Source organism: Streptomonospora sediminis (assembly GCF_054778995.1).
The window spans coordinates 332,629-357,205 of sequence record NZ_BAAGYZ010000005.1; the positions used below are offsets into that span (position 1 = coordinate 332,629).

Here is a 24,577-nt window from a genome sequence, read left to right on the forward strand (position 1 = left end):
GAAGCGGCAACAAAGAGCCGTACCGGGCATCCGTAACGGGAGGTCGCGCTGTACATCCACCGGGAGAACCGGCCGCGCGCCGGGCGGCTCGCCCCCATTCCCGCAAAATCCGGTGATGGCGGAGTGACTTTGGGTAGCGTGCCGCCAACATCAGCCGGAGGAACCGGGGGGTTCTGACGTGTTCGCGATCCGATCCACCATCGCCCTGGCCGCCACGGCCGTACTGGTCATGGGATGCGGCGAGGACATTCAGGCGGACGACCAGGGAGCCGCCGACCCGTCTCCCTCGAAGGGCCATACCGCCGAGGCCGCCGGCGGCCCGGATCTCGCCCGCATCAACGCGGAGTTCGAGCCGTACTCGCCCGGCGCCGAGGCGGTCACCTACGACGAAGAAGCCGTCCCCGTGGGCGCCACCGTCAATGTCGATGTCACCCGCGACGGCGCCGAGACCGACTTCGCGCTGGCGGTCAGCGGCCTGCAACCCGACGAGACCTACGGCGCCCACGTACACGTAAAGCCCTGCGGCGAGACCCCCGATGCCGCCGGCGGGCACTACCAGGACGACCCGGCGCCCCCGCATGCCTCACACGATCCCGAATACGTGAACGACGACAACGAGGTCTGGTTGGACTTCACCACCGACGGAGACGGCACCGCCACCTCCGACGCCGATGTCGACTGGCGGCCGCGCGAGGGCGAGGCCAACTCCATCGTGATCCACTCCGACCACACCAAGACGGCCCCGGGCGTCGCCGGCGAGGCCGGCACGCGCCTGGCCTGCGTCAACGTCCCGCTGTAGCAGTAGGGCGGCCGGGCGGCCGCGGCAGGCTCCGCGCGCCAAGGTGTTCACGAGCGGCCGCGGCCGACCGCGCCCGGTTGCGCCCGCAACCGGCTACTACCGGTTACGGAGTCCGCCGCGGCACCGCGGTGGACACGCCCGGCCCCACCGCCGGGCAATTGCGGGCGAACCAAGATACGGCCAGGTCGGAAGCGCTTTTCCATGCACAGTCGCGCTTGCGCGCGGTTCGGCGGATACGCCAAACTCAACACGGCCATTCGTCACCCACTGTGATTGGAACATCATGCTTCGTCGTACCGCCGCCTGGGTGGGGGCCGCCTGCGCTGCCGCCCTGGTCTCGGCGGCGCCCGCCGCGCCCGCGAGCGCCGAGGAACCGTCCTCGACCTTTGAGATCACCGTCGAGCGCGCGAGCACGGGAACCCTCGACCGCTACTGGCTGAACTGCAATCCCGATTTCGGCACCCATCCCCGCCCGCAAGCGGCCTGCGAGCGGCTGCGCTCGGGCGGCGGCGAGTTGGAGCGGATGCGCAGCGGCTCGGCGCTCTGCCCGTCCACCAAGGCCCCGGTCGACGTCCGCATCGTCGGCAACTGGCGCGGCACCCCGACCGAGTTCAACGAGCAGTACCCGAACGACTGCTATGCGCGCGTCTTCGCCGAACCGGTGGTACCGCACGCTCCCGCCCACAGGTAGGCCGCTCCGCCCGCCGCGGTGGGCGGGGCCGCCCGGCCTTCGACCGCGGTTGCGGTGCACCGCGCTCGATCCGGCCGGATGTGGCGACACACCGCACGGAATCCGCGCTGTTCACGGATTGCTGTAGCTAAATAACGGGGAGTGACCATTGTCCGGGTCGCCGAGGAACCCCGAGGAACGAGAGCTGCACCGTGCCGATCCGCCCTGCCAACCTCGCCACCATGTCCGCCACCATCGCCGGAGCGCTGTCCGGTATGCGTGCCGGCAAGGACAGTGTCCGGCCCGTCACGGTCACCTTCGAGTCCGGGCATCGGCAGGTGGTCGATAGCGGCGGCTGCCGGGCCCTCGAATCCGACCAGGGCGGTGTGATCGCCATCGAGTCCGACACCGCCGCCAAGTATGCGCTCTTCGCCGGCACCTCGTGCCAGGGCACCCGCGCTGTCACCTCGGGCCGCGGCTCGGCCACCTTCCGCCAACCGGTCCTTGCCGGGGCGATCGTGCTCGGCTGATCCGCGCCCGCCGCCCGGGCGGCACCGGGTGGCGGGCGCGAGGCGGCGCGGTCAGCCGGTCTCAACGCCTGGCGTCACTGCGCCCGGCGGAGACTCAGGCGACACGGCGCGCCCCCACGAAGTGGCGGTTGTAGTAACCGGCCATCTTGACGATCTGGACCCTTTTCCCGGAACTCGGCGCATGGATCATCTTGCCGTTTCCGACGTACATTCCGACATGGCCCGGCCCGGAATAGAAGAACACCAGGTCTCCCGGCTTGAGGTTCGACCGCGACACCGAACGCCCTTGGTCGAACTGGGTGTATGTGGTGCGGCTGATGTTCTTGCCGGCCTTCTTGTAGGCATACTGCACAAGCCCCGAGCAATCAAAGGACCCCGGACCTTCGGCGCCGTATACGTAAGGCTTGCCGATCTCCTTTTTCGCGTGTTCCACTGCTTCCCTGGCGACGCTCGACGCCTGGTACACCCGTTCATCGGCGACCGCCTGCGGCGCGGAGGCAAGACCGAATGCGGCGAGCACCGCCAGGGAGGATAACGTCAGCGCGGCCTTGGTCATCCGGCGCGGACTGTTTCCCCGTTTAGGCCGTGCGAATCCCATGGAAAGCTTCATTGTTCCCCCATATTGTTCAATGTCCCGGAGCGGTGCGCTCCGGTGCACAGTTCCATAGGGAAACACAGGCATTCCGCGGCACTTGTTCTTCTCGGAGTCCTGGCGTGTCGCAGTTGAATCCCCGCTGCGCCGGGCCGACGGCGTTCCCGGGGCGCCGGCCGCCACGCCAATTGCGTGCGATAAGCGAGGTTTGCCGGTAAAAAACGCAATCGCGCGGTTATCGGTGCCCGGAGTCCCTGCACCCCGGTCCGCAACGGCGCCTGCTCCAGCGGCCGCACGAGCGGATCAGCGGCAGGCCCCGTCCCATCCGAACAAGCACAGGATGGGGCCTGCCGCCGACCGCCGGTGGCCGCCGCCCAACCGCTACAGCGCGCCGCTCCGCCACGGGCCGGTGACCGCGTAGGTGATACCGGGGGTCTGCACGTTGAAGAAGAGCACCTGCCCGTCGGGGCTGAAGGTCGCCCCGGCCAGCTCACTGGTGTTGCTGCTGTTCAACGCGGCGAAGTCGAAGATCTCGCCCCGGTCGGTCACGCCGCGCAGCATGTCGGTGCCCGAGCCGTCCTCGCACAGCACCAGGCCGCCGCTGTTGGGCGAGACGCAGATGTTGTCGGGGCTCTGCAGCAGCTCCGGGTCGACCGACTCGTAGACCAGCACCAACTGCCCGCCGGACCGGCCGCGGGGGCGGTACTCCCACACCTGGCCCAGGCCGGCGTCGCCGCCGCTGGTCGAGACGATGTAGATCGCACCGTCGCCGTACCAGGCGCCTTCCAGCCGGGCGAAGACAGCGCCGCCCTGCTCGCGGCCCTGGTTGAACACCGCCAGCGAGTCGCCGCTGTCGGGGTCGGGCTCGGCGATGTCGACCCATTCCACCGCCAGCGGCTTGCCGGAGCGCTGGCCGGTGCGGGTGTCGTAGCGCGAGTGGTCCTTGATCGCGAGCATCTGCAGCCGCCCGCCCTTGCCCAGGTCCGATGGCTTGTCGGGGACGAACCGGTAGAAACCGGAGCTGCCGCGGTCCTCGGTCTCGTAGACGATCCCGGTGTTGGGGTCGACCGCGATCGCCTCGTGGGTGAACCGGCCCATCGCCTTGTAGGGCACCGGGTCCACCGGGCCGTCGGCGTCGACGGGCACCTCGAAGATATAGCCGTGCGGGGTGTCGGTGTCGAGGCCGGTGAAGGTCTCCTCGCAGGACAGCCACGAGCCCCAGGGCGTGGGACCGCCGGCGCAGTTGCGGATGGTCCCGGAGAGGCTGGCGGACGAGCCGACCAGGCGCATGGCCTCGGGGTCGAACTCCAGCGTGGTGGTGCCGCCCGCCGCCTGCGGGTCGTAGTTGGGCGAGGCGAATGCCGCGCCGCCGCTCTGCTCGTGGTTGCGCACCAGGCGCAGCGCGCCGTCCGGGCTCTCGAACGCGGCCATGCCGTCGTGGCGGCCCGGGGTGGGCGTGCCGTCGCTCATCTCGGTGCCGGTCTGGCCGAACGCCACGTAGGAGAAGCCCGCGGGCAGCAGCAATTCGCCATCGGGGCCGGCGGGGCGCAGCGGTCCGTAGCCGCCGTTTTCAGGGGCGACGCCGCCGCGGTTGTTGCCGGCGCCCGGGCCGGACGCGTAGGCCGCGGTCTGGCCCATGAGCCCTTGCAGTGCGGTTGCGGCACCGACCAGGCCGGTACCTGCCAGGAAACGCCTGCGGTTCACACCGGATGTCTGTGCCTCGAACTTGTCGGGCATCGGCCCTCCTTTGACGAGTTTGCGGACCTGGTGAGCCAACCTCGCCCAAGTGACCTGGACATGATCTGCACGTCTCCGCTCGCTGACGCCGCACGCAACACCCGCCACGCGGGCTTATCGCACTCGGTTACCGGAGGATGGCCGCCCGTGCGCGGGCATACGGGAAGCCCTGCGGCGCCGGAGGTCTCGGCGCCCGCCCGCAGCCGGCGCCGCACCCGCCCACCCGCCGAGCCGGGTTCGGCGGCGCTCACTCCTCCAGGCAGCGCTCGACGATCCGGACCATCCGCTGGACGAGCGCCTCGGGATCCTGTTCCATCAGCGAGTCGGCCCCGCCCATCCGCCGGACGCTGCCGATACCGATCAGCAGCGCGGCCACGAGGGTGGCGCGGGTGCGGGCGTCGGCGCCGCCGATGTAGGCGGCCAGCGGCCCGATGATCGCGCCCTGCAACCGCTCCTGGAAGACCGACTGCAGGTCGGGGTCGCCCATGGAGTGGACCAGCGCGCGCTGCAGCGGGGTGCTCTCGCCCAGCGAGCGGTAGACGACGTGCTCGGCGATGCGCCGCGGCAGCGAGGCGCGGTCGCCCTCGAAAACGCCGGGGAACGCGGCGTCCTCGGCGACGACCTCGGCGAGCAGGCCGCGTTTGGCACCGAAGTAGCGGTTGATCAGCGCGACATTGACCCCGGCCTCGGCTGCGATGCGGCGCGAGGACACCTGCTCGTAGCCCTCGGTCGTGAACAGATCGCGGGCGCTGTCGAGAATGCGCTGGCGCGTGGCCTCGCGGTCGCGCACCCGCCCCTGGCAGGTGTCGGCGGCGTCCGGCTGGTCCATCCCGCTCCCATGCTGTCGCCGTCGCAGAGTCCCTGCTCAGCGACGCCTCTCGTACTTGGTCCTCCGCACTATAACGCCCCGACTTGACAAGTCAACACTGTTTACTTATACCTGGATAGGAGGCAATCCACCCGAACCACCCCCGTTCGCACCGGGGGCGGTTCGCCATGCCACCGGCACCCGGCCCCGATCCGGCGGATCCAGCGCGCACGCACCGCCGCGGGGCCCGCCACCGCAGCAGCGCACACGGGGCTATGAACAGGAGAACGCGAACGTGGAGCAACGCTCAGCAGAATCGGATTTAGCCGGAACGGACCGGCCGGCCGACGCCGCCCCGGGGGAGCCCGCCGCCGATACGGCCGTTGATGAGGCACCGGTGAACTACTCCCGGCGCCAGATCATCAACATCCTCATCGGGCTGATGCTGGCCATGCTGACCTCGATGCTCACCACCTCGATCGTGGGCACGGCGCTGCCCACCATCGTCGGCGAACTGGGCGGGCAGGACCGGCTGTCCTGGGTGGCCAGCGCCACCCTGCTGACGATGACCGCCTCCACACCCGTGTGGGGCAAACTCTCCGACGTCTGGGGCCGCAAGCTGCTGTTCCAGATCGCCCTGGTCATCTTCATTACCTCATCGGTCGCCGCCGGCTTCGCCAACGACATGGCCTGGCTCATCGCGGCCCGGTTCTTCCAGGGCATCGGCACCGGCGGGCTGGCCGCACTGCCGCAGATCATCCTCGGCGACGTGGTCGCGCCGCGCGAGCGCGGCCGCTACTCCGGGTTCCTCGGCTCGGTGTTCGGCGTGGCGACCGTGGGCGGACCGCTACTGGGCGGCTTCCTGGTCGACAGCCCCCTGGGTTGGCGCTGGTGCTTCTTCATCACCGTGCCCCTGGCGGTGGTCGCCTTCATCGTCATCCAGCGCCTGCTCAAGCTGCCCGCGCGCCCGCACACCAATAACCGCATCGACTGGTGGGGCGCGACCTGCATCGTCGGCGCCGCCAGCGCTGCCATGCTGCTGCTGAGCCTGGGCGGCCAGGAGTTCGCCTGGCAATCGGCGCCCTCCTACGCGCTGATCGCCGCCGCGGCCGTGCTGATCGCGGCCGCCGTGCTGGTCGAGAGGCGCGCCCAGGACCCGATCCTGCCGCCGCGCCTGTTCCGCAACGGCACGTTCGTGCTCGGCTCGCTGGCCTCGGCCGCGGTCGGCATGAGCATGTTCGGCGTGATGATCTACCTGCCGCAGTACCTGCAGATCGTGCAGGGGCTCAGCCCGACGGCCTCGGGACTGATGACGCTGCCGATGGTGCTCGGCCTGCTGGTGGCCTCGGTGGCCTCGGGTTTCCTGGTCAGCCGCACCGGCAAGTGGAAGATCTTCCCGACCGTGGGCACGGTGCTCATCGCGACCGGCTTCTGCACCCTGACCCTGCTGGACGTGGACTCCGGCCTGGTGCTGGTCGCCGTCGGCGTGGCCCAGATCGGCCTGGGGCTGGGGCTGTGTATGCAGATCCTCATCCTGGCCACCCAGAACGCGGTCGCACGGGCGGATCTGGCCTCGGCGACCTCGGCGGTGTCGTTCTTCCGCAACCTCGGCGGCGCGATGGGCGTTGCCATGTTCGGCTCGGTGATGACCAACCGGCTGCACGACGAACTCGCCCGGTTCGCCGAACGCGCGGGCGGTTCCGCGCCGGGCGAATTGTCGGGCTCGGCCACGGGCTCGCCCGACGCGATCCACGCGCTGCCGCCCGCCGCACAGGAAGCGGTCATAACGGCCTTCAGCAACGCGATGCACACCGTGTTCACCCTGGGCATACCGATCGCGGTGGTCGCATTCGCGATCGTGCTCTTCTTCAAGCAGGTCCCGCTGCGTTCGGGACGCTGAACCGCTGAACCGCGCGCCCGTCCTGCGCGGCAAGCGGCGCTTTCGGGGCGCACCGCTCCTGCTCCGGCCGGACGCGGTGCGTCCCTTTCGCTTGTTGCCGTACCTGTGCCGGCTCCCGCCCGGTTCCCCGGACAGCGCAGCGCCGGTGCACGCGCGCGGGCGGCCAGGGCGGGGCGAGGCGGCAGCAGGCGAGCTTGGACGCTCAGAGGTAGCGGCGGAAGCCCTGGGCCGAGTTCGCGAAGCCCACCGACTCGTAAAAGGCGTGCGCGCCGCTGCCGTTCTCGTGGGAGAGCAACTCGATCTTGTAGCAGCCGGCGCGGGAGGCGCGGTCGACGGCCTCTTCCATCAGCGCGCGGCCGACACCGCCGCGGCGGCACGCCGGATCGACCACCAGGTTGTCGACGATCGCCCAGGACTGCGCGTCGTGGGTGAGGTTGGCGACCACCAGCAGATCCAGGGTGCCGATGATCTGGCCGCGGCGCTCGGCGACCAGGACCGAGCGGTCGGGGTCGTTCTCCATCCGGGTCCAGGCACGCACCGCTGCTGAGGACATGCGGACCGTGCTGCTCTGCGCAGGGACGGTTTCGCCCAGATCGCGAAGGAGCCGCAGAATCGCACCGAGGTCAGACCGAATGGCCGAGCGGATAATCATGGCTTCCGGCATCGTAGCCGACATCGACACAAAGGCCGACGTCCCCCCTCAGGCCAGGACAAATACCACAGAGCGGGGGCGCGTTGCGCGCCCCCGCCCCGCTGGTGAACATGAGCGAGTCCCGTCCAACCCGGCCGTCGGCGGTCCGTGCTTGCGGGGCGCGCACGCGATGGACGCTCCCGCTGATCGCGCGGACCGCGCCGGGTCACGGCTTGATGATGCGCACTCCCTCAGTTGCCTCCGGGTCGTCGGGCCGCTGCTGGATGCCGGTCACGCCCGGGTCGTTGGCCGGTTGGGCCGGACCGCCCTGCTGCGGCTGCTGCGGTGCCGGCTGCGGTGCAGGGCCCGCGTAGCGCGCACCCTGCGGTTGCGGGGCCTGCCGGACGGGCTGCGACGTGAAGTCCGCGTTTTCGCCCTGGGCTCCGGCCGGCGGAGACGGGTTGAGCCGGACGGTGGAACCGTCGGCGACGTCGAGCGGCTGCGCGGCCGGACCGACCCGCGTGGTGGTCTCGTCGTCCCCAGCCGGATCGCCGCCGCCGGCGGCCGATGCCTGCTGCCCCATCGGGGCGTCGCCGCCCGTGTTGCCGCGGGCGCCTGAGCCCGCGGGCGGCTGCTGCGGAGCAACGGCCGGAGCGGCTTGGCCCTGCGCGGCAGGCTGCGGCCGTTGGGCGGGCTGCTGCGGTTGCTGCGGCTTGCGCCCCTGCTGAGCGGCGGGTTGGGCCTGCTGCTGGCCGCCCTGACCGCCCTGACCGCCTTGGCGGCCCTGCTGCGCCTGCTGCGGTTGCGGTTGCGGTTGCTGCGGGCGCTGCGGCCCGGACTGCTTGGTGTGCTGCCCGGGCTCGGCCGCCGCCTCGCGCTGCTCGGCATCGACCTCGGCTTTGGACAGGCCGGCTTCGAGCGGGCCCGACTTGTTCTCGGCGTCGAGCAGCTCGGCGAGCGTGCCGTGCATGTCGGTCAGCCGGCGCACCGCCTCGTTGTGCGTGGCCGTGAGCGTGGCCAGGCGGCGGTCGGCGGTTTCGTTGATCTTCTTGGCCCTGGCCTCAGCGTCGGCGACCCGGCGCTCGGTCTCCTCGGCGGCCTGCGCGCGGAGCTGTTCGGCCTCCTGCTTGGCCGTCGAGACCATCTCGTGGGATTCGGAACGCGCGCTGGAGACGACGCGCTCGGCGTGCTCCTCGGCGTCCTTCAGCCGCTTGGTGGCTTCCTCCTCGGCCTTGCCGCGGATGGAATCGACCTCGTTGTCGACCTTGCTGCGCTTCTCCTTCGCCTCTTCCTCGGCGATGCGCAGGATGGTGGACATGCGTTCGCTGATCTGTTCGTGCTCGGGCTTGACCGCGGCCTGTTCCTTGGCCTCGGCCAGCTCGCGGCGGAGCTGCTCCAGCTCGTCGTGGGCGCGCGCCAGCCGCTCCTGCAGATCGCGGGTCTGGTTGTGGTTGCGCACCACGTAGTCGTCGACCTGGCGCTTGCTGTAGCCCCGCTTCTCGGTCGGGAAGGCTTCTTCTCGAAGGAAGTTCGGCAAGATCTCTGCGCTGTGCTCGTTCATGTCCTAATCAACCAGGTTGGCTGCCAATGGGATGGTGGCCGGACTCCCTGCCTATCATTCCCATAACACCCGGAAAACACGTCAATGACATCCATTCCCCAAGCTTGGCGGTGTCATGGGAAACCCGCGCAGAGAGCCGTATCGCGTGCAAAGTGTGACTAAGTGAACACTGGGGGAGGCGACTACGGTAATGGGCCCTGCACCTCCCCCTCAATAGCCTGGATGTATCGTTCCCGCGCGGCGTTGCGCCGCGGCCGCCGTGCCCACCGCACTACTAAGGTATGCCCGTTCACGGCGGCGCGGGGCCGGTGTGGACCATTCGACACGCGGCTCGGGCGACGGCCGGGCGGCAAGGAGGTGCAGGTGTCCGCTCCCTTGGTCGGAGATGCCCCGTTCGGGGAACCCGACATCCACCATGATGCCTGGATCGCCCCCGGCGCGGTCGTCGTCGGACGCGTGCGCATCGGTTCCCGCAGCAGCGTCTGGTACGGCTCGGTGGTGCGCGCCGACACCGAGGACATCGTGATCGGGCGGCTGTGCAACATCCAGGACCAGTGCGGGCTGCACTCCGACCCGGGCGAACCGGCCGTGCTGGCCGACCGGGTCAGCCTGGGGCACAAGGCCATGGTGCACGGCGCCGAGATCGGCGAGGGCGCCCTGATCGGTATCGGCGCGATCGTGCTGGGCGGCGCCACCGTGGGCGAAGGCGCCCTGGTCGCAGCGGGCGCGCTCGTACCGCCCGGCAAACACGTGCCGGCGGGCACCCTGTGGGCGGGCCTGCCGGGCAAGGTCGTGCGCGAACTGACCGACGAGGACCGTGCGGGCTTTGCCGAAACCCCCGAGAAGTACGCCCGCTACGCCGAACGCCACCGCGAGGTCACCTGGCTCAGCGGCCCCCGGGGCCGCCGCTCCTGAGCCCCCGCCCGGGGCTCGTCCCCGGCGTCCGGCGGCCCGGCCGGCGTCCGGACGGGACCGCCTTTGCCCGGCTTTGCCAGACCATGCTTTTGCCGGACCGGGCTTTGCCGCCTTGCTGCGCGGTCCCGCTGCGCCGGTCCCCTGTGGCGCCCCCTGCGTCGGCCGCGCAAGCCGCCACCAGCGGAAACCCTCTCCCACCCGATCGCCGCCTCCCCCTGCACATGTCCGCCCCGAATCCGGTTAACGGCCAGCGGTAACGGGTCACCGGGGCAGGCGTTCGGCACGGGGGTGAGGCAATGCGACCGTCGGAACGGTCGGGAAGGCGGCCGGCACCACTGGGGATCTGGCCGCGCCTGGGCCAGTGGCTGCGGCGCGCCACAGCAGCGGGCCACGAGCGCTACACCCTGCTGCTGATCGGCAAGAGCACCCTGGCGGCCACGATCGCCTGGATCATCTCCTACCACCTGCTGCACGCCGCCGCCCCGGCGTTCGCGCCGTTCTCGGCCGTACTGATGATCCAAGTGACCATCTACCAGTCGATCGCCCAGTCGGTGCGCTACCTCGGCGCGGTCGGCGCCGGTGTGGCCGTCCAGGGCGTGGTCGGATTCCTCGCCGGACCCAACCTGCTGACGTTCGTGATCGTCACGCTCATCGCCCTGGCGATCGGCCGCTGGCCCCGGCTCGGTTCGCAGGGCTCGCAGGTGGTCACCGCGGCGTTCTTCGCCTTCGCGATGTACATCATGGCCACCAGCCCCATCGAGCGCGCCACCCAGCTCGGGCAGATCCTGCTGCTGGTCGCCATCGGGTGCACGATCGGCGTCGTGGTCAACGTGCTCGTCATCCCGCCGATGCGCTTCCGCAGCGCCGAGTATGGGGTCCGCGCACTGTCCCACGCACTCTGCGACCTGCTGTCGGACATGCACCCGCCGCTGCGCGAAGGACAGCTCGACAAGGAGCGCACCGAGCAGTGGCGGAGCCGCGCGAACCGTATGGAGGGGACCATCGCGGAGGTTCGCAGCGCGGTGCGGACGGCCAAAGAAAGCACCTACTACAACCCGCGGCGGCTGCTGAACCGCCACCGGATGCCCCAGCAGGGGTTCACCGGCTACGCGAGCGTGGTGGATGCCCTCGAACGGAGCGCCTCCCAGCTGTCCTCCGTCGCCCGGGCACTCGACGAGTCCGTCACCGAAACCCAGCAGGGCCCGCAGCGTCAGGGGTTCCTGGAGCTCTACGCCGACTTCCTGGCCTCGCTCGCCGAAATCACCCGGGAGCTGAGCGAGGTCGAGGAAAACCGGCTCGTGGAGCAGTCCGGACACCTGCAATCCCTGGCAGACCAGGCCGGCGACTACGCCAACCGGCTCTCCGAGGGTGCCGAGGACATCCAATTCATCATCACCGACCGGTCGAGCCCGTACGGCGCCCTGCTGATCGAGGCGAGCCGGCTCCAGGAGGAGTTCCAGTACACCTGCGACCTGCTCCAACGCAGCGTGAACCGGGAGATGCCGGAGGGTTGAGCCCTGTTTAGGAAGTGTGTGAGCACCGATTGACATCACCGGATTGCAGGGTGGCTGTGCGCCCGTTATGTCGGTTTCCCGTTGATGATCATGCGGACATGCCGGTCCCAGCGTTGTATTCCGGGCATTTCCGCAGGGTCGGTGACCGCGCGCCCCCGCCGCCCGCGGACGGACCGGCCGACCACCCCCTAGTTCCGGCGCGCCTCCAGGGGGCAGGCGGCTTCGGGGTCCCAGTGGTTGGGTGAGCAGGCGACGACCGAGACGAAGGCGCGTTCGTCGCCGCCGAGTTGGTACTGCCAGGTGACATCGCGGCCGGCGGCGATGTCGCGCAGAGTCGCGGCGTACCGGTCGCCCCGGTCGCCGTGGGGGGACCAGAACGCGCCGGATCCGTTGATCTCCGCGCGTACGGTCTCGTATCGGTCGACCATCCACTGCGCGGCGTCCTGCGCGGTGTGCCAGGTTCCCGAGATCCTGTCCGCGGGCTTGCGCAGCCACCAGCCCATCTTGATCGGCGGCACATCGGCGGTGGCGAACTGGGGTCCGTCGATATGGGCGTCACGCGCCTTGCGCGAGCGTTCACTGTCGGATCCGCGCCAGAAGTACCCGTGATAGTGCACGCACCGATATTCGCACGCAGGGCCCGGCGTGACCACTGGGACCGGCCAAGCAGCTGCCGTCTAGTCCGTTCGGTGCCCGGTGTCCGGGTGCGTATACCGCCGGATGACTACTTGAACGCGAAGTTAAGAATGGCCCGTCTGGGTCATGCGTCCGGGGACTACCACGACGTAACCTGCGATTAGCGGGATGTCCCGGGCGGGATCCCACGGCGGCCGTGGCCGATTCGGGGATACTCGCGACCTTCCGCGTTTCCTGTCCAGGGCGGGTCGCGTCCCCGTGGTGCTGTCAATGGAGGTGGGCGCGGATGGATCCCGACTTGCGCCTCCACGACCAGGTGGCGCTGGCGGAGATCGAGCTCTACGCCGAACTCCTGATCGCGGCCGCCGGGTCGGACCGGCGGCTGACCTACGAGGAGATCGACATTGTGCTGGGCGTGTGCCCTGCCGTGCCCGAGCAGGCGCGCCGCCGGCCGCTCGGACGCACCGCCCAACCGCACGGCGCCGGCTGAACCACCGGTTTTCCGGGCGAACCGCGAACCACCGCTGCGCTGCTTACCCGGCCATCCGGTGCCGGGGCCGCGGCCACCGGCGCGGCAGGGCCGCGCCCCGGGCGGCGGCTGCCCGGAGCGCGGTCCTGCCGCGCCGGAGATCCCGCGGTCGCGATCGGCGGCCCGGCACCCCGCCCCGCCTGCGGCGCCCAGGGCGGCTCGGACCGGCCGGGCGGCCCGGACTAGCAGGCCGCCCCGCGGATACCCGATACTCAGGCGCCCTTAGGCGTTCTCCTTCTCGCCCGCCTCGCCGGCCGGGGCCGCATCGCCCTTGACCGAGCGCAGCAGCAGCTGGGAGACGTCGACGACCTCCAGGGACTCCTTGGCCTCGCCCTGCGACTTCTTCTCGTTGATGGCGTCGCCCAGCATCACCTGGCAGAACGGGCAGGCGGTCGAGACCGTGTCGGGATCGGTGGTCAGCGCCTCGTCGACCCGCTCGGTGTTGATGCGCTTGCCGATCCGCTCCTCCATCCACATGCGCGCGCCGCCCGCACCGCAGCAGAAGCCGCGCTCCTTGTGCCGGTGCATCTCCTTGGTGGTGATGCCGGGCACCTGCGCCATGATGTCGCGCGGCGGCGTGTAGACCTTGTTGTGGCGGCCCAGGAAGCAGGGGTCGTGGTAGGTGATGTTCTCCTCGATCGGCTGTACCGGGGTGAGCCGCCCCTCCTCGACCAGCTTGGCCAGCAGTTGGCTGTGGTGGATGACGTCGTATTCGCCGCCGAGCTGCGGGTACTCGTTGCCCAGCGTGTTGAAGCAGTGCGGGCAGCTCGCCACGATCCTGGTGACCCCGGCCTCGTTCAAGGTCTCGACGTTCTGCTGGGCGAGCATCTGGAACACGTACTCCATGCCCAGCCGCCGCGCGGGGTCGCCGGTGCAGGCCTCCATGCCGCCCAGGACCGCGAACTTCACCCCGGCCGTGTGCAGTAGTTCGGCGATGGCCTTGGTGGTCTTCTTGGCGCGGTCCTCCAGCGCTCCGGCGCAGCCGACCCAGAACAGGTACTCGGTGCCCTCGGGGAGCTTGTCCTCGACCACCGGGACCTCGAAGTCGAGCTCGCCGATCCAGTCCATGCGCCGGTCCTCGGCCATGCCCCAGGGGTTGCCCTTGTTTTCGAGGTTCTTCAGCAGCGTGTTGGCCTCGGACGGGAAGCTGGACTCGATCATCACCTGGTAGCGGCGCATGTCCATGATGTGGTCGATGTGCTCGATGTCGACCGGGCACTGCTCGACGCAGGCACCGCAGTTGGTGCAGGACCACAGCACGTCGGGGTGGATGATGCCGCCCTCCTCCTCGGTGCCCACCAAAGGCTTGCCGAGCAGGGCCAGGACGTCGTCGTGGATATCGGGCGTCTCCTCGGTGACCCCCTGCATCAGGTAGGGCGCCTTGGCGTAGGCGTGGTCGCGCAGGTCCGTGATCAGCTTCTTGGGCGAGAGCGGCTTGCCGGTGTTCCACGCCGGGCACTGCGACTGGCAGCGCCCGCACTCGGTGCAGGTGCTGAAGTCGAGCAGGCCCTTCCAGGTGAAGTCCTCGACCTTGCCGACGCCGAACGGGCCCTCGTCGGGGTCGGCCTCCTCAAAGTCCAGCGGCTCCTTGCCGGTCTTGTCCATCATCGGCTTGGCCGCGCCCAGCGCCGGAGCGCCGTCGGGGTCGCGTTTGAAGTAGATGTTGAACGGCGCGGTGAAGCGGTGCCAGCCGATGCCCATGGTCAGCACCGCGGCCAGGACCATGAAGAACATCCAGGAGATGAGCAGCTTGAACGCGGCCACCAGCGCCAGGGCCGGTTCGCTCGCCGGCAGCACGGCACCGAGCGCGTGGGAGACCGGGGTGGCCCACACCGGGAACGGGAAGTCGTTCATGGCGACCTTGAACCCGCGGATCACGAAGATGCAGGCCAGCAGGGCGATGATGTAGGCCTCGACGTAGTAGGCCGTCCAGTGCACCGAGTTGGCGAAGCGGGATTCGCGGCCGATCCGCCGCGGACCCTTGAGTTGGCGGTAGGCGGCCAGGCCCACGATCGCGATGAGTCCGACTGCCGAGACCGCCTCGATGAACAGCCCGTAGACCGTCCAGTCATGGATCAGCGGCAGGTGGAAGTGCGGATCCCACACCTCGCCGTGCGCCTCGGCAACGGTGAAGACCAGCAGGGGGAAGGACACCATCACGAACCAGTGGGCGACACCCACCCACGGCCGCTTCAGCATCCGGGTGTGCCCCAGTACCTCGATGAGCGTGGTCGTCAGCCGCCGGCCGAACGGTCCCGTCCGGCCTTTCTCGGCCGGCCGGCCCAGCCGCACGGTCCGCACCATCCGGCTGATGCCGAACGCGAACGTGGCGACGCCGACCACGGCGACGACGGTCGTGATGATCCCCAGAACCGTGTAGAGCATCGCCCGCGGCCTCCCATCCTGCTGTCGTTCCCCGATGCGCCACACATCGGAGGCCCACCCATATGTTACTAGCCAGTAATACGTGGTGGGTCCGCCGCCCCTGGCGCGGCGCCGCAACGGCCGCCGTCCAACGGTAGAAGACCATGCTGCGCAGCGAATCGGCGGGACCACCCGCCCCGGCAAGCCCCATCGGCGGGGCGGGGATGCGCCGGGGAGCGGAGGGCGGGGCGGTCCGCGGACTTCGGGCAGGCGTTCACGGCGGCGGAGGTTCGGCCACGGCGCCGGCGACCACGGTGGCCACCATCCCTCGGACGGCCGCGGGATCGGGCGGGTCGGCTTCGCGGTCGGCGAAGAGCAGGTGGGCGGCCCCGACCAGCGTGGGGGCGAGCGTGTCGATGTCGGTGCCGACCGCGATACGGCCCAACTCGCGCTCGGCCGCCAGGTAGCCGGCGACCGCCGCCGCGGCCTCTGCCGCGACGGCGAGGCCGCTCGCCCCGGCCTCGCGCAACCGGGCGCGGAGGCCGTCGCGGGCGATGGCCAACCCCATGGCGGCCATGGCCAGCGGGTTGAGCAGGTCCGCCAGCGCGCCGGCCAGGTTGCCGGCGACGGTTCCCGTACCGGCGACGCCGCGCAGATCGGCGGCCGCCCGGCCACCCGGCGCGACGACACGCTCCAGTACGAACGCGGCGAGGAAGGCGTCGAAGTCGGCGAAGTGCCGGTGCAGCACGCCTTTGGCGCAATCGGCCTCGGTGGTGACCGCCCTGCTGGTCAGCGCACCGGGCCCGTCGCGCAGCACGACGCGTTCGGCGGCATTGAAAAGCTGTTCGCGTGCGTCGCGGATGGCGACTCCCGTGGGCAACGCGCCTCCTCCTCTTGTTCCGGCGTGTTCGGCTGCGGCTGCGGCGCGGACTTCTGTTGCCGGGCGCTTTCCCTGGGCGCTCCATTGACGAGTGGGCACCCGCCCATTAATAGTGGGCGCATGCCCACTATACCGCCGGAACGCGGATCGCGCTCCGAGGAACAGCAGCCCCACCAGCAACGACAGATGGCCGAGTCGTTCGGCACGGACGCCGCACGCTACGACCGCGCCCGGCCCCGCTACCCCGCTGCCATGGTCGAGCGGATCGCCGCCGCCGGGCCCGGCGTCTGCGACGCCGGCTGCGGCACCGGCATCGCCGCCCGGCAGTTCCAGCGGGCCGGCTGCCGGGTGCTCGGGGTCGAACCCGACGCCCGCATGGCCGGCCTCGCACGCAGGCGCGGCACCGAGGTCGAACTCGCCGCCTTCGAGGACTGGGACCCCGCCGGGCGGCGGTTCGACGCGATCACCGCCGCGCAGAGCTGGCACTGGGTGGACCCGGACCGCGGAGCGGCCAAGGCGGCCGCCGCACTGCGGCCCGGCGGCCGCCTGGCGGTGTTCTGGAACGCGGACGGGCCACCGCCCGAACTGACCCGGGCCGCCGCCGAGGTCTACCAGCGGGTGATACCCGAGTCCCCGCTCGCCGCCTATACCGCCTCAACGTCTGCGACCGCCGATACGGAGCCCTACTCGGAGATAATCGCCCGCGCCGCCTCCGGCCTGGGGCACTCGGGCTCGTTCGGCGCCCCGGAGCGGTGGCGGTTCTCCTGGGAGCGGTACTACACCCGCGACGAGTGGCTGGACGCCATCCCCACCACCGGGTACCTCACCCGCCTTGAGCCGGACCGGCTGGAGAAGGTGCTGGCGGGTCTGGGGGCCGCCATCGACCGGCTGGGCGGCGGCTTCACCATGAACTACACCACAGTGGTCCTCACCGCGGTGCGAACCGGCGGCGGCGATCGGGCCCAACCCGGAGCCGAAACCGGCGCCGCGTGACCGGCGGGCCCTCCCGCACGCTCCCGCCCGCCCGCGCTCCCCGCTACCGCGCCGAGCGCGGGCGGCCCCGTGCGGCGGGCCTCCCGCACCCCTGAATCCGCCGCGCGCGCCCCTGAGGCGGCCCTGAGGCCACCCCGGCCGGTCCCGGAGCTTGCCGGGCCGGCCGGTTCCAGCGGGAACAAACGCCGCGGTCCCGTCCGTTATAGGAGTCGGAAACAGGCATTGAGCCCCCTCGGCTCAAGTGATTTGACAGCACGCGAGCCGCGAAGCAAACTTACGCCTGTAAGACTCAACTCTGACGGAGGAACGTACTCATGGCACGTGCGGTCGGTATCGACCTGGGGACGACGAACTCGGTCGTCTCGGTCCTGGAGGGCGGCGAGCCCACGGTCATCGCCAACGCCGAAGGTGCCCGGACCACCCCGTCCGTCGTTGCCTTCGCCAAGAACGGCGAGGTGCTCGTCGGCGAGGTCGCAAAGCGTCAGGCGGTCACCAACGTCGACCGGACCATCCGTTCGGTGAAGCGCCACGTGGGCACCGACTGGAAGACCCAGATCGACGACAAGGACTTCAACTCCCAGCAGATCAGCGCGTTCGTGCTGCAGAAGCTGAAGCGCGACGCCGAGGCGTACCTGGGCGAGGAGGTCACCGACGCCGTCATCACGGTTCCGGCGTACTTCTCCGACTCCCAGCGCCAGTCCACAAAGGAAGCCGGCACGATCGCGGGTCTCAACGTCCTGCGCATCATCAACGAGCCCACCTCGGCGGCGCTGGCCTACCACCTGGAGAAAGAGGACGAGGCCACCATCCTGGTCTACGACCTCGGCGGCGGTACCTTCGACGTCTCCCTGCTCGAGGTCGGCGACGGCGTGGTCGAGGTGAAGGCCACCAACGGCGACAACCACCTGGGCGGCGACGACTGGGACCAGGCGATCGTCGACTGGCTGGTCGAGCGCTTCAAGAACAACAACGGCGTCGACCTGTCCAAGGACAAGATGGCGCTGCAGCGGCTGCGCGAGGCCGCTGAGAAGGCCAAGATCGAGGTCTCCAGCTCCAGCGAGTCGGCCATCAACCTGCCCTACATCACGGCTTCGTCCGAGGGCCCGCTGCACCTCGATGAAAAGCTGACCCGCGCGGAGTTCCAGCGCCTGACCTCCGACCTGCTGGACCGCACCAAGGAGCCGTTCCGCCAGGTCATCAAGGACGCCGGCATCCAGGTCGACAAGATCGACCACGTGGTCATGGTCGGCGGTTCCACCCGCATGCCCGCGGTCGTGGATCTGGTCAAGGAGCTCACCGGCGGCAAGGAGCCCAACAAGGGCGTCAACCCCGACGAGGTCGTTGCCATCGGCGCGGCTCTGCAGGGCGGCGTGCTCAAGGGCGAGGTCAAGGACGTCCTGCTGCTCGATGTCACCCCGCTGTCGCTGGGTATCGAGACCAAGGGCGGCGTGTTCACCAAGCTCATCGAGAAGAACACGACCATCCCGACCAAGCGGTCCGAGATCTTCACCACGGCCGACGACAACCAGCCTTCGGTGCAGATCCAGGTCTACCAGGGCGAGCGCGAGATCGCGCAGTACAACAAGAAGCTCGGCGTCTTCGACCTCACCGGCCTGCCGCCGTCCCCGCGCGGCGTGCCCCAGATCGAGGTCACCTTCGACATCGACGCCAACGGCATCGTGAACGTGACCGCCAAGGACATGGGCACCGGTAAGGAGCAGTCGGTCACCATCTCCGGCGGCTCGGCCATGAGCAAGGACGACATCGACAAGATGGTCCGCGAGGCCGAGGAGTACGCCGAGGAGGACCGCAAGCGCCGCGAAGAGGCCGAGGTCCGCAACAACGCCGAGTCGCTCGTCCACCAGACCGAGAAGGTCATCAAGGACAACGAGGACAAGATCCCGGCCGAGGTCAAGACCGAGACCGAGAGCGCCGTCGGCGACCTGAAGACCGCGCTGGAAGGCACCGACATCGAGGCCATCCGCCAGGCGAGCGAGAAGGTCGCCCTGGCCAGCCAGAAGATCGGTTCCTCCATCTACGGCCAGGGCCAGCAGGGCGACGCCGACAGCGCCGAGAGCGCCGCCGCCGGCGGGCAGACCCAGAGCGACGACGACGTCGTTGACGCCGAGATCGTCGACGAGGACAACGCCAAGAAGGACGGCAACGCCTGATCGGCCGGTAGGCAAGGCAAGGGAGGCGCAGCCAATGGCGCTGCCGGAGAACGAGAACGGCAAGGAGCAGCAGGGGCCGGTGATCCGCGACAAACGCCGCATAGATCCCGAAACCGGTGAGCTCCGTACGCCCGAGGGAGCCGAGGACTCCGCTCCCGACTCCACCGAGGCGGAGATCGGGGTGGAGGACGAGCCCGTCATCATCGACGACACCGCCGAGGGCGGCGAGCTCCTCAAGGCCCGCGAGCAGCTTGTGGAACTCACCAACGACCTCAAGCGGCTGCAGGCGGAGTACGCCAACTACCGCAAGCGGGTCGACCGCGACCGGGTGGCAGTGCGCGAGCAGGCCACCGCCCAGGTGGTGGGCGACCTCCTGCCGATCCTGGACGACATCGGCCGGGCGCGCGAGCACGACGAACTCAACGGCGGGTTCCGGTCCGTCGGCGAGGCGCTCGAGGCGCTGGTCACCAAGCTGGGGCTGAAGAGGTACGGCGAACAGGGCGACGAGTTCGACCCGAACGTGCACGAGGCCCTGACCATGGTGCCCTCCACCGATGTCGAGGTACCCACGGTCATCGAGGTCTTCCAGCCCGGCTACACCATCGGCGAGCGAGTGCTGCGCCCCGCACGCGTGGTGGTGGCCGGTCCGGGGGACGATGCTGCAGAGGCCGGTACCGCAGCGGACGAGGCGCCCACCGAGCCCGCCGAGCCCGAACCGGGCGAAGGCGAGCAGGGGGCCTCGGCCGGGGCCCCCGAAACCGGCCCCGCCGGCGGGGCCGGTGCGGACAACCAGTAGACCGCCGGGCCCCGGGCGCCATCGCGGCGCCCGGGGCGCGCGGACACCGGGTGCGCCTGGCGGCGGGCCGCGGACCGCGGCCCGCCGGGGGCGGTGCCCGGGACCATTCGACCCAGAGCGCGAAGCGGGAGAAGGCAAACGTCGATGAGCACCAAGGACTATTTGGAGAAGGACTACTACAAGGTCCTCGGAGTCTCAAAGACCGCCTCGCAGGACGAAATCAAGCAGTCCTATCGCAAGCTCGCGCGTGAAAACCACCCCGATGCCAATACCGGCGACCCCGGGGCCGAGGACCGCTTCAAGGAGATCTCCGAGGCCTACAACGTCCTCAGCGACGAAAACCGGCGCAAAGAGTACGACGACGCCCGCTCCCTCTTCGGCTCGTCCTACCGGCCGGGCGGGGGCAACACCGGCGCGGGCGGCTTCGACCTGGGCGACCTGTTCGGCCAGGGCGGCGGCCAGCCCGGCGGCGGTGGCGGCGAGCGGCTGAGCGACCTGTTCGGCGGGCTGTTCGGCGGCCGCGGCCGCACCACCACCCAGCCGCGGCGCGGGGCCGATATCGAGACCGAGACACGGCTGACCTTCTCCGAGGCGGCCACCGGCGTCACCCGCTCCTTCCAACTCAGCAGCGACACCGCATGCCCCACGTGCAAGGGCACCGGCGCAAAGGCGGGCACCGCACCGCGGGTGTGCCCGAAGTGCTCGGGCACCGGGCACGAGAACCAGAACCAGGGCGGGTTCTCACTGTCCGAGCCCTGCAGCGAGTGCAAGGGCCGCGGCCTCGTGGTCGACGACCCCTGCCCCACCTGCACGGGCAGCGGACGGGGCAAGAGCACCCGTACCATCCAGGCCAGGATCCCGGGGGGCGTCTCCAACGGGCGGCGGATCCGCATCAAGGGCAAAGGTGCGCCGGGCGAACACGGCGGACCGGCCGGAGACCTCTTTGTGGTGGTGAATGTGCAGCCGCACCCCGTGTTCGGCAAGTCCGGCGACAACCTGACGATCACCGTCCCGGTGACCTTTCCTGAGGCCGCACTCGGCGCCGATGTGCGGGTGCCGACCCTGAACGGCCTGCCCGTAACGGTCAAGATCCCGCCGGGCACCCCCAACGGGCGCACGTTCCGCGTGCGCGGCAAGGGCAGCACCCGGCGCGACGGCACCACCGGCGACATGCTGGTGACCGTTGAGGTATCGGTGCCCCAGAGCCTCAACGGCGAGGCGCGCGAGGCACTTGAGAAGTTCCGCGCCGCGACCGCTGACCAAGACCCGCGCAGCGGGCTGGAGACCCGCGCAAAGGGGAAGTGAATGTCATGACGAATCCGGGACTGGGCGAGGACATCCCGGTCTATGTGATTTCGGTGGCCGCCGAACTGTCCGGGCTGCATCCGCAGACATTGCGCCAGTACGACCGGCTGGGCCTGGTCTCACCGGGCCGGGCCTCGGGCCGGGGCCGGCGCTACTCCATGCGCGACATCCGGACACTGCGCGAGGTGCAGCGGCTCTCGCAGGAAGAGGGCATCAACCTCGCCGGGATCAAACGGATCCTGGAGCTGGAACGCGAGGTCGAGAAACTCCGCGAACACCTCTTCCATCTGCACAACGAGCTTGAGGCGGCGCGCTCGGCGGTCGCGCGGCGCTCCGCCGGCGATGCCGGCGGCGGCGAGCTGCTGCCGGTGCGGCGCGCCCGGCTCACCATCTTCAACACCTCTCCTCCACCCGAGCAGGACCAGTAGCGGCGCCCACCGCCCCGGTCGGCCGCCGCGGACGGCCGGCCGGGGCGGTTTGTGCCCGGCCGGCGCAGCGGCGGCCGGACCGACCGCGGAGCACACCCCGGCGCTGCAACCCACGAACCACACAACCGCATAGCGATCACGCGTGAAGGGGGCGGCGACGCATGAACTACAAACTCACCACAAAGAGCCAGGAAGCCGTATCGGCGGCGATGCGGCGCGCGACCACGGACGGCAACCCGCAGGTCGAGGCGGTCCACCTGCTCGCCGCCCTGCTCAACCAGGGCGAAGGCATCATCCGCCCGCTCCTCAAGGAGGTCGGCGCGGGCCCCGACGACCTCGCCGCGAAAACCGAGCAGGCCATCGCGGGCCTGCCCAAGGCCGCGGGCAGCACGGTGGGGGCGCCGCAGAGCGCGCGCCAGCTCATCGTCTCGCTGAACACCGCGGCCCAGCGCGCCCAGCAGATGGAGGACGAGTTCGTCTCCACCGAGCACCTGCTGGTGGGGTTGGCCGCCGACGGCGGCGAGGCGAGCCGGCTGCTGAACGACGCCGGCGCCGCACCCGAGGCGCTGCTTGAGGCGTTCGAACGGGTCCGCGGCCCGGGCAAGGTCACCAGCCAGAACCCCGAGGAGACCTACCAGGCGCTGGAGAAGTACGGCGTCGACCTCACCGGCCGGGCGCGCGCGGGCGCGCTCGACCCGGTCATCGGGCGCGACTCCGAGATCCGGCGCGTGGTGCAGGTGCTGTCGCGGCGCACCAAGAACAACCCGGTGCTCATCGGCGAACCCGGCGTGGGCAAGACCGCCGTTGTCGAAGGGCTCGCCCAGCGGGTGGTGGCCGGCGACGTGCCGGAGTCGCTGCGCGACAAGCGGCTGATCGCGCTGGACCTGTCGGCGATGGTCGCCGGTGCCAAGTACCGCGGCGAGTTCGAAGAGCGGCTCAAGGCCGTGCTCAACGAGATCAAGGAGAGCAACGGCCAGATCATCACCTTCATCGACGAGCTGCACACCATGGTCGGCGCGGGCGCGGCCGAGGGTGCCATGGACGCCGGCAACATGCTCAAGCCGATGCTGGCCCGCGGCGAGCTGCGCATGGTCGGCGCGACCACGCTGGACGAGTACCGCGAGCGCATCGAGAAGGACCCGGCGCTGGAGCGCCGCTTCCAGCAGGTGCAGGTGGGCGAACCGTCGGCGGCCGACACCATCGCCATCCTGCGCGGGCTCAAGGGCCGCTACGAGGCCCACCACAAGGTGCAGATCGCCGATTCGGCGCTGGTGGCGGCGGCCACGCTGTCGGACCGCTACATCACCGCCCGGTTCCTGCCGGACAAGGCAATCGACCTCATCGACGAGTCGGCGTCGCGGCTGCGCATGGAGATCGACTCCCGCCCGGTTGAGATCGACGAGCTGCAGCGCACCGTCGACCGGCTGAAGATGGAGGAGATGGCGTTGGACAAGGAGTCCGACGCCGCCTCCCTGCACCGGCTGGAGCGGCTGCGCGCCGACCTGGCCGACCGGCAGGAGGAACTCAACGGGCTGGTCGCCCGCTGGGAGCAGGAGAAAGCGGGGCTGAACCGGGTCGGCGAGCTCAAGGAGCGCCTGGACGGGCTGCGCACCCAGGCCGAACGGGCCCAGCGCGACGGCGACTTCACCGAGGCGTCGCGGCTGATGTACGGCGACATCCCGCAGTTGGAGAAACAGCTGGAAGAGGCGTCCACCGCCGAGGAGGAGGCCGACAGCACCGACGAACCGACCATGGTCAAGGACGAGGTCGGCGCCGACGACGTCGCCGACGTGGTGTCGTCGTGGACCGGGATCCCCGTTGGCCGGTTGATGGAGGGCGAAACCGCCAAGCTGCTGCGCATGGAGGACGAGCTGGGCAAGCGCCTGGTCGGCCAGCAGCAGGCGGTGGCCGCGGTCTCCGACGCGGTGCGGCGCGCCCGCACCGGGATCTCCGACCCGGACCGGCCCACCGGCTCCTTCCTGTTCCTCGGCCCGACCGGCGTGGGCAAAACCGAGCTGGCCAAGGCGCTGGCGGAGTTCCTGTTCGACGACGAACGGGCGATCGTGCGCATCGACATGAGCGAGTACTCCGAGAAGCACTCGGTTTCGCGGCTGGTCGGGGCGCCGCCCGGCTACGTCGGCTACGAGGAGGGCGGCCAGCTGACCGAGGCGGTGCGCCGCCGGCCCTACACGGTCGTGCTGCTCGACGAGGTCGAGAAAGCCCACGTCGAGGTCTTCGACACCCTGCTGCAGGTCCTCGACGACGGCCGGCTCACCGACGGGCAGGGGCGGATCGTCGACTTCCGCAACACGCTGCTGGTGCTGACCTCCAACCTGGGGTCGCAGTTCCTTGTCGACCCGGCTCTGGTCGGCGGGGAACGCCGCGAGAAGGTGATGTCGGTCGTGCGCAACACCTTCAAGCCGGAGTTCCTGAACCGGCTGGACGACCTGATCGTGTTCGAGACCCTGTCCACCGACGAGCTGACCCGCATCGTGGACCTGCAGGTCGACCGGTTGGCCGCGCGGCTGGGCGAGCGGCGGCTGAAGCTGGAGGTCACCTCGGCGGCACGCGAGTGGCTGGCGCTCACCGGCTACGACCCGGTCTACGGCGCGCGGCCGCTGCGCCGGCTGGTGCAGGCGGCCATCGGCGACCCGCTGGCAAAGGCGCTGCTGTCGGCGGAGCTGGTCGAGGGCAACTCGGTGGTCGTCGACCTCGACGAGGGCAGGGACGCACTCAGCGTCCGCCCGGGCACGCCCGAGCCCGAGCCGGAGCCGGCGTCGGTCTGAGGTGGTGTGTCCGGCACCTGCCGCGCGGCCCC

General features: G+C 70.3%; 21 protein-coding genes. 13 read left to right on the forward strand and 8 right to left on the reverse strand.

Translation table 11 applies throughout. The features are described from left to right. Positions 1-178 precede the first annotated feature (178 nt). The 3 genes from ACYVD5_RS02095 to ACYVD5_RS02105 all read left to right on the forward strand — a co-directional run bounded on the left by ACYVD5_RS02095 (position 179) and on the right by ACYVD5_RS02105 (position 1,999). A complete protein-coding gene (locus tag ACYVD5_RS02095; RefSeq protein WP_460999124.1) occupies positions 179-799 on the forward strand; it encodes a superoxide dismutase family protein in 621 nt (206 codons plus the stop codon). Positions 800-1,082: 283 nt separating this feature from the next. Beyond that, positions 1,083-1,490, forward strand: a complete 408-nt coding sequence (locus ACYVD5_RS02100; RefSeq protein ID WP_460999125.1) for an SSI family serine proteinase inhibitor — start codon at positions 1,083-1,085, stop codon at positions 1,488-1,490. 191 nt (positions 1,491-1,681) lie between these two features. Beyond that, a complete protein-coding gene (locus ACYVD5_RS02105; protein WP_460999126.1) occupies positions 1,682-1,999 on the forward strand; it encodes a phosphatase in 318 nt (105 codons plus the stop codon). A gap of 94 nt (positions 2,000-2,093) precedes the next feature. On the opposite strand, the gene ACYVD5_RS02110 is transcribed toward ACYVD5_RS02105, so the two are convergent. From ACYVD5_RS02110 to ACYVD5_RS02120, 3 genes are all read right to left on the reverse strand, one after another. Further along, positions 2,094-2,609, reverse strand: a complete 516-nt coding sequence (locus ACYVD5_RS02110; RefSeq protein WP_460999127.1) for a C40 family peptidase — start codon at positions 2,607-2,609, stop codon at positions 2,094-2,096. A gap of 363 nt (positions 2,610-2,972) precedes the next feature. Then, positions 2,973-4,328, reverse strand: a complete 1,356-nt coding sequence (locus ACYVD5_RS02115) for an alkaline phosphatase PhoX (protein WP_460999128.1) — start codon at positions 4,326-4,328, stop codon at positions 2,973-2,975. 247 nt (positions 4,329-4,575) lie between these two features. Next, positions 4,576-5,157, reverse strand: coding sequence for a TetR/AcrR family transcriptional regulator (locus tag ACYVD5_RS02120; RefSeq protein ID WP_460999129.1), 582 nt, complete (start codon positions 5,155-5,157; stop codon positions 4,576-4,578). 274 nt (positions 5,158-5,431) lie between these two features. On the opposite strand from ACYVD5_RS02120, the gene ACYVD5_RS02125 reads away from it, so the two are divergent. Further along, entirely contained in the window at positions 5,432-7,036 is a 1,605-nt protein-coding gene (locus ACYVD5_RS02125; protein WP_460999130.1) for an MDR family MFS transporter, read from the forward strand. Positions 7,037-7,238: 202 nt separating this feature from the next. Here ACYVD5_RS02125 and ACYVD5_RS02130 read toward each other — a convergent pair whose 3' ends face one another. After that, a complete protein-coding gene (locus ACYVD5_RS02130; RefSeq protein WP_460999131.1) occupies positions 7,239-7,688 on the reverse strand; it encodes a GNAT family N-acetyltransferase in 450 nt (149 codons plus the stop codon). A 205-nt stretch (positions 7,689-7,893) separates the two neighbouring features. After that, positions 7,894-9,228 (reverse strand): hypothetical protein, encoded by a 1,335-nt coding sequence (locus ACYVD5_RS02135; RefSeq protein WP_460999132.1) that lies wholly within the window; start codon positions 9,226-9,228, stop codon positions 7,894-7,896. Positions 9,229-9,591: 363 nt separating this feature from the next. Between ACYVD5_RS02135 and ACYVD5_RS02140 the strand changes: the two genes are divergently transcribed. Together ACYVD5_RS02140 and ACYVD5_RS02145 are read left to right on the forward strand one after the other, a co-directional pair. After that, a complete protein-coding gene (locus ACYVD5_RS02140) occupies positions 9,592-10,143 on the forward strand; it encodes a gamma carbonic anhydrase family protein (RefSeq protein ID WP_460999133.1) in 552 nt (183 codons plus the stop codon). A gap of 296 nt (positions 10,144-10,439) precedes the next feature. Further along, entirely contained in the window at positions 10,440-11,657 is a 1,218-nt protein-coding gene (locus tag ACYVD5_RS02145) for an FUSC family protein (RefSeq protein WP_460999134.1), read from the forward strand. A gap of 188 nt (positions 11,658-11,845) precedes the next feature. Here the strand turns inward: ACYVD5_RS02145 and ACYVD5_RS02150 are convergent, their stop codons facing one another. Further along, positions 11,846-12,274, reverse strand: coding sequence for a hypothetical protein (locus ACYVD5_RS02150; RefSeq protein ID WP_460999135.1), 429 nt, complete (start codon positions 12,272-12,274; stop codon positions 11,846-11,848). Positions 12,275-12,579: 305 nt separating this feature from the next. Here ACYVD5_RS02150 and ACYVD5_RS02155 point away from each other — a divergent pair, with 305 nt between their 5' ends. Then, entirely contained in the window at positions 12,580-12,783 is a 204-nt protein-coding gene (locus tag ACYVD5_RS02155) for a hypothetical protein (protein WP_460999136.1), read from the forward strand. A 261-nt stretch (positions 12,784-13,044) separates the two neighbouring features. Here the strand turns inward: ACYVD5_RS02155 and ACYVD5_RS02160 are convergent, their stop codons facing one another. Beyond that, positions 13,045-15,207, reverse strand: a complete 2,163-nt coding sequence (locus ACYVD5_RS02160; protein WP_460999137.1) for a (Fe-S)-binding protein — start codon at positions 15,205-15,207, stop codon at positions 13,045-13,047. A gap of 253 nt (positions 15,208-15,460) precedes the next feature. After that, entirely contained in the window at positions 15,461-16,066 is a 606-nt protein-coding gene (locus ACYVD5_RS02165) for a TetR/AcrR family transcriptional regulator (RefSeq protein ID WP_460999138.1), read from the reverse strand. Between the two features lie 120 nt (positions 16,067-16,186). On the opposite strand from ACYVD5_RS02165, the gene ACYVD5_RS02170 reads away from it, so the two are divergent. The 6 genes from ACYVD5_RS02170 to clpB all read left to right on the forward strand — a co-directional run bounded on the left by ACYVD5_RS02170 (position 16,187) and on the right by clpB (position 24,545). Beyond that, on the forward strand, positions 16,187-17,059 hold the full coding sequence (locus tag ACYVD5_RS02170) for a class I SAM-dependent methyltransferase (RefSeq protein WP_460999139.1): 873 nt from the start codon (positions 16,187-16,189) through the stop codon (positions 17,057-17,059). 314 nt (positions 17,060-17,373) lie between these two features. After that, a complete protein-coding gene (gene dnaK, locus ACYVD5_RS02175) occupies positions 17,374-19,230 on the forward strand; it encodes a molecular chaperone DnaK (RefSeq protein WP_460999140.1) in 1,857 nt (618 codons plus the stop codon). A gap of 34 nt (positions 19,231-19,264) precedes the next feature. Then, positions 19,265-20,026, forward strand: a complete 762-nt coding sequence (gene grpE / locus ACYVD5_RS02180) for a nucleotide exchange factor GrpE (RefSeq protein ID WP_460999141.1) — start codon at positions 19,265-19,267, stop codon at positions 20,024-20,026. Positions 20,027-20,170: 144 nt separating this feature from the next. Beyond that, positions 20,171-21,331 carry a molecular chaperone DnaJ gene (gene dnaJ, locus ACYVD5_RS02185; RefSeq protein WP_460999142.1) on the forward strand — a complete coding sequence of 387 codons (1,161 nt, stop codon included), beginning with the start codon at positions 20,171-20,173 and terminating at the stop codon, positions 21,329-21,331. A 5-nt stretch (positions 21,332-21,336) separates the two neighbouring features. Further along, the gene (locus ACYVD5_RS02190) at positions 21,337-21,759 is read left to right on the forward strand and encodes a heat shock protein transcriptional repressor HspR (RefSeq protein ID WP_460999143.1); all 423 of its coding nucleotides are present in this window, start codon (positions 21,337-21,339) and stop codon (positions 21,757-21,759) included. Positions 21,760-21,920: 161 nt separating this feature from the next. Beyond that, entirely contained in the window at positions 21,921-24,545 is a 2,625-nt protein-coding gene (gene clpB, locus ACYVD5_RS02195) for an ATP-dependent chaperone ClpB (protein ID WP_460999144.1), read from the forward strand. Positions 24,546-24,577: the final 32 nt, after the last annotated feature.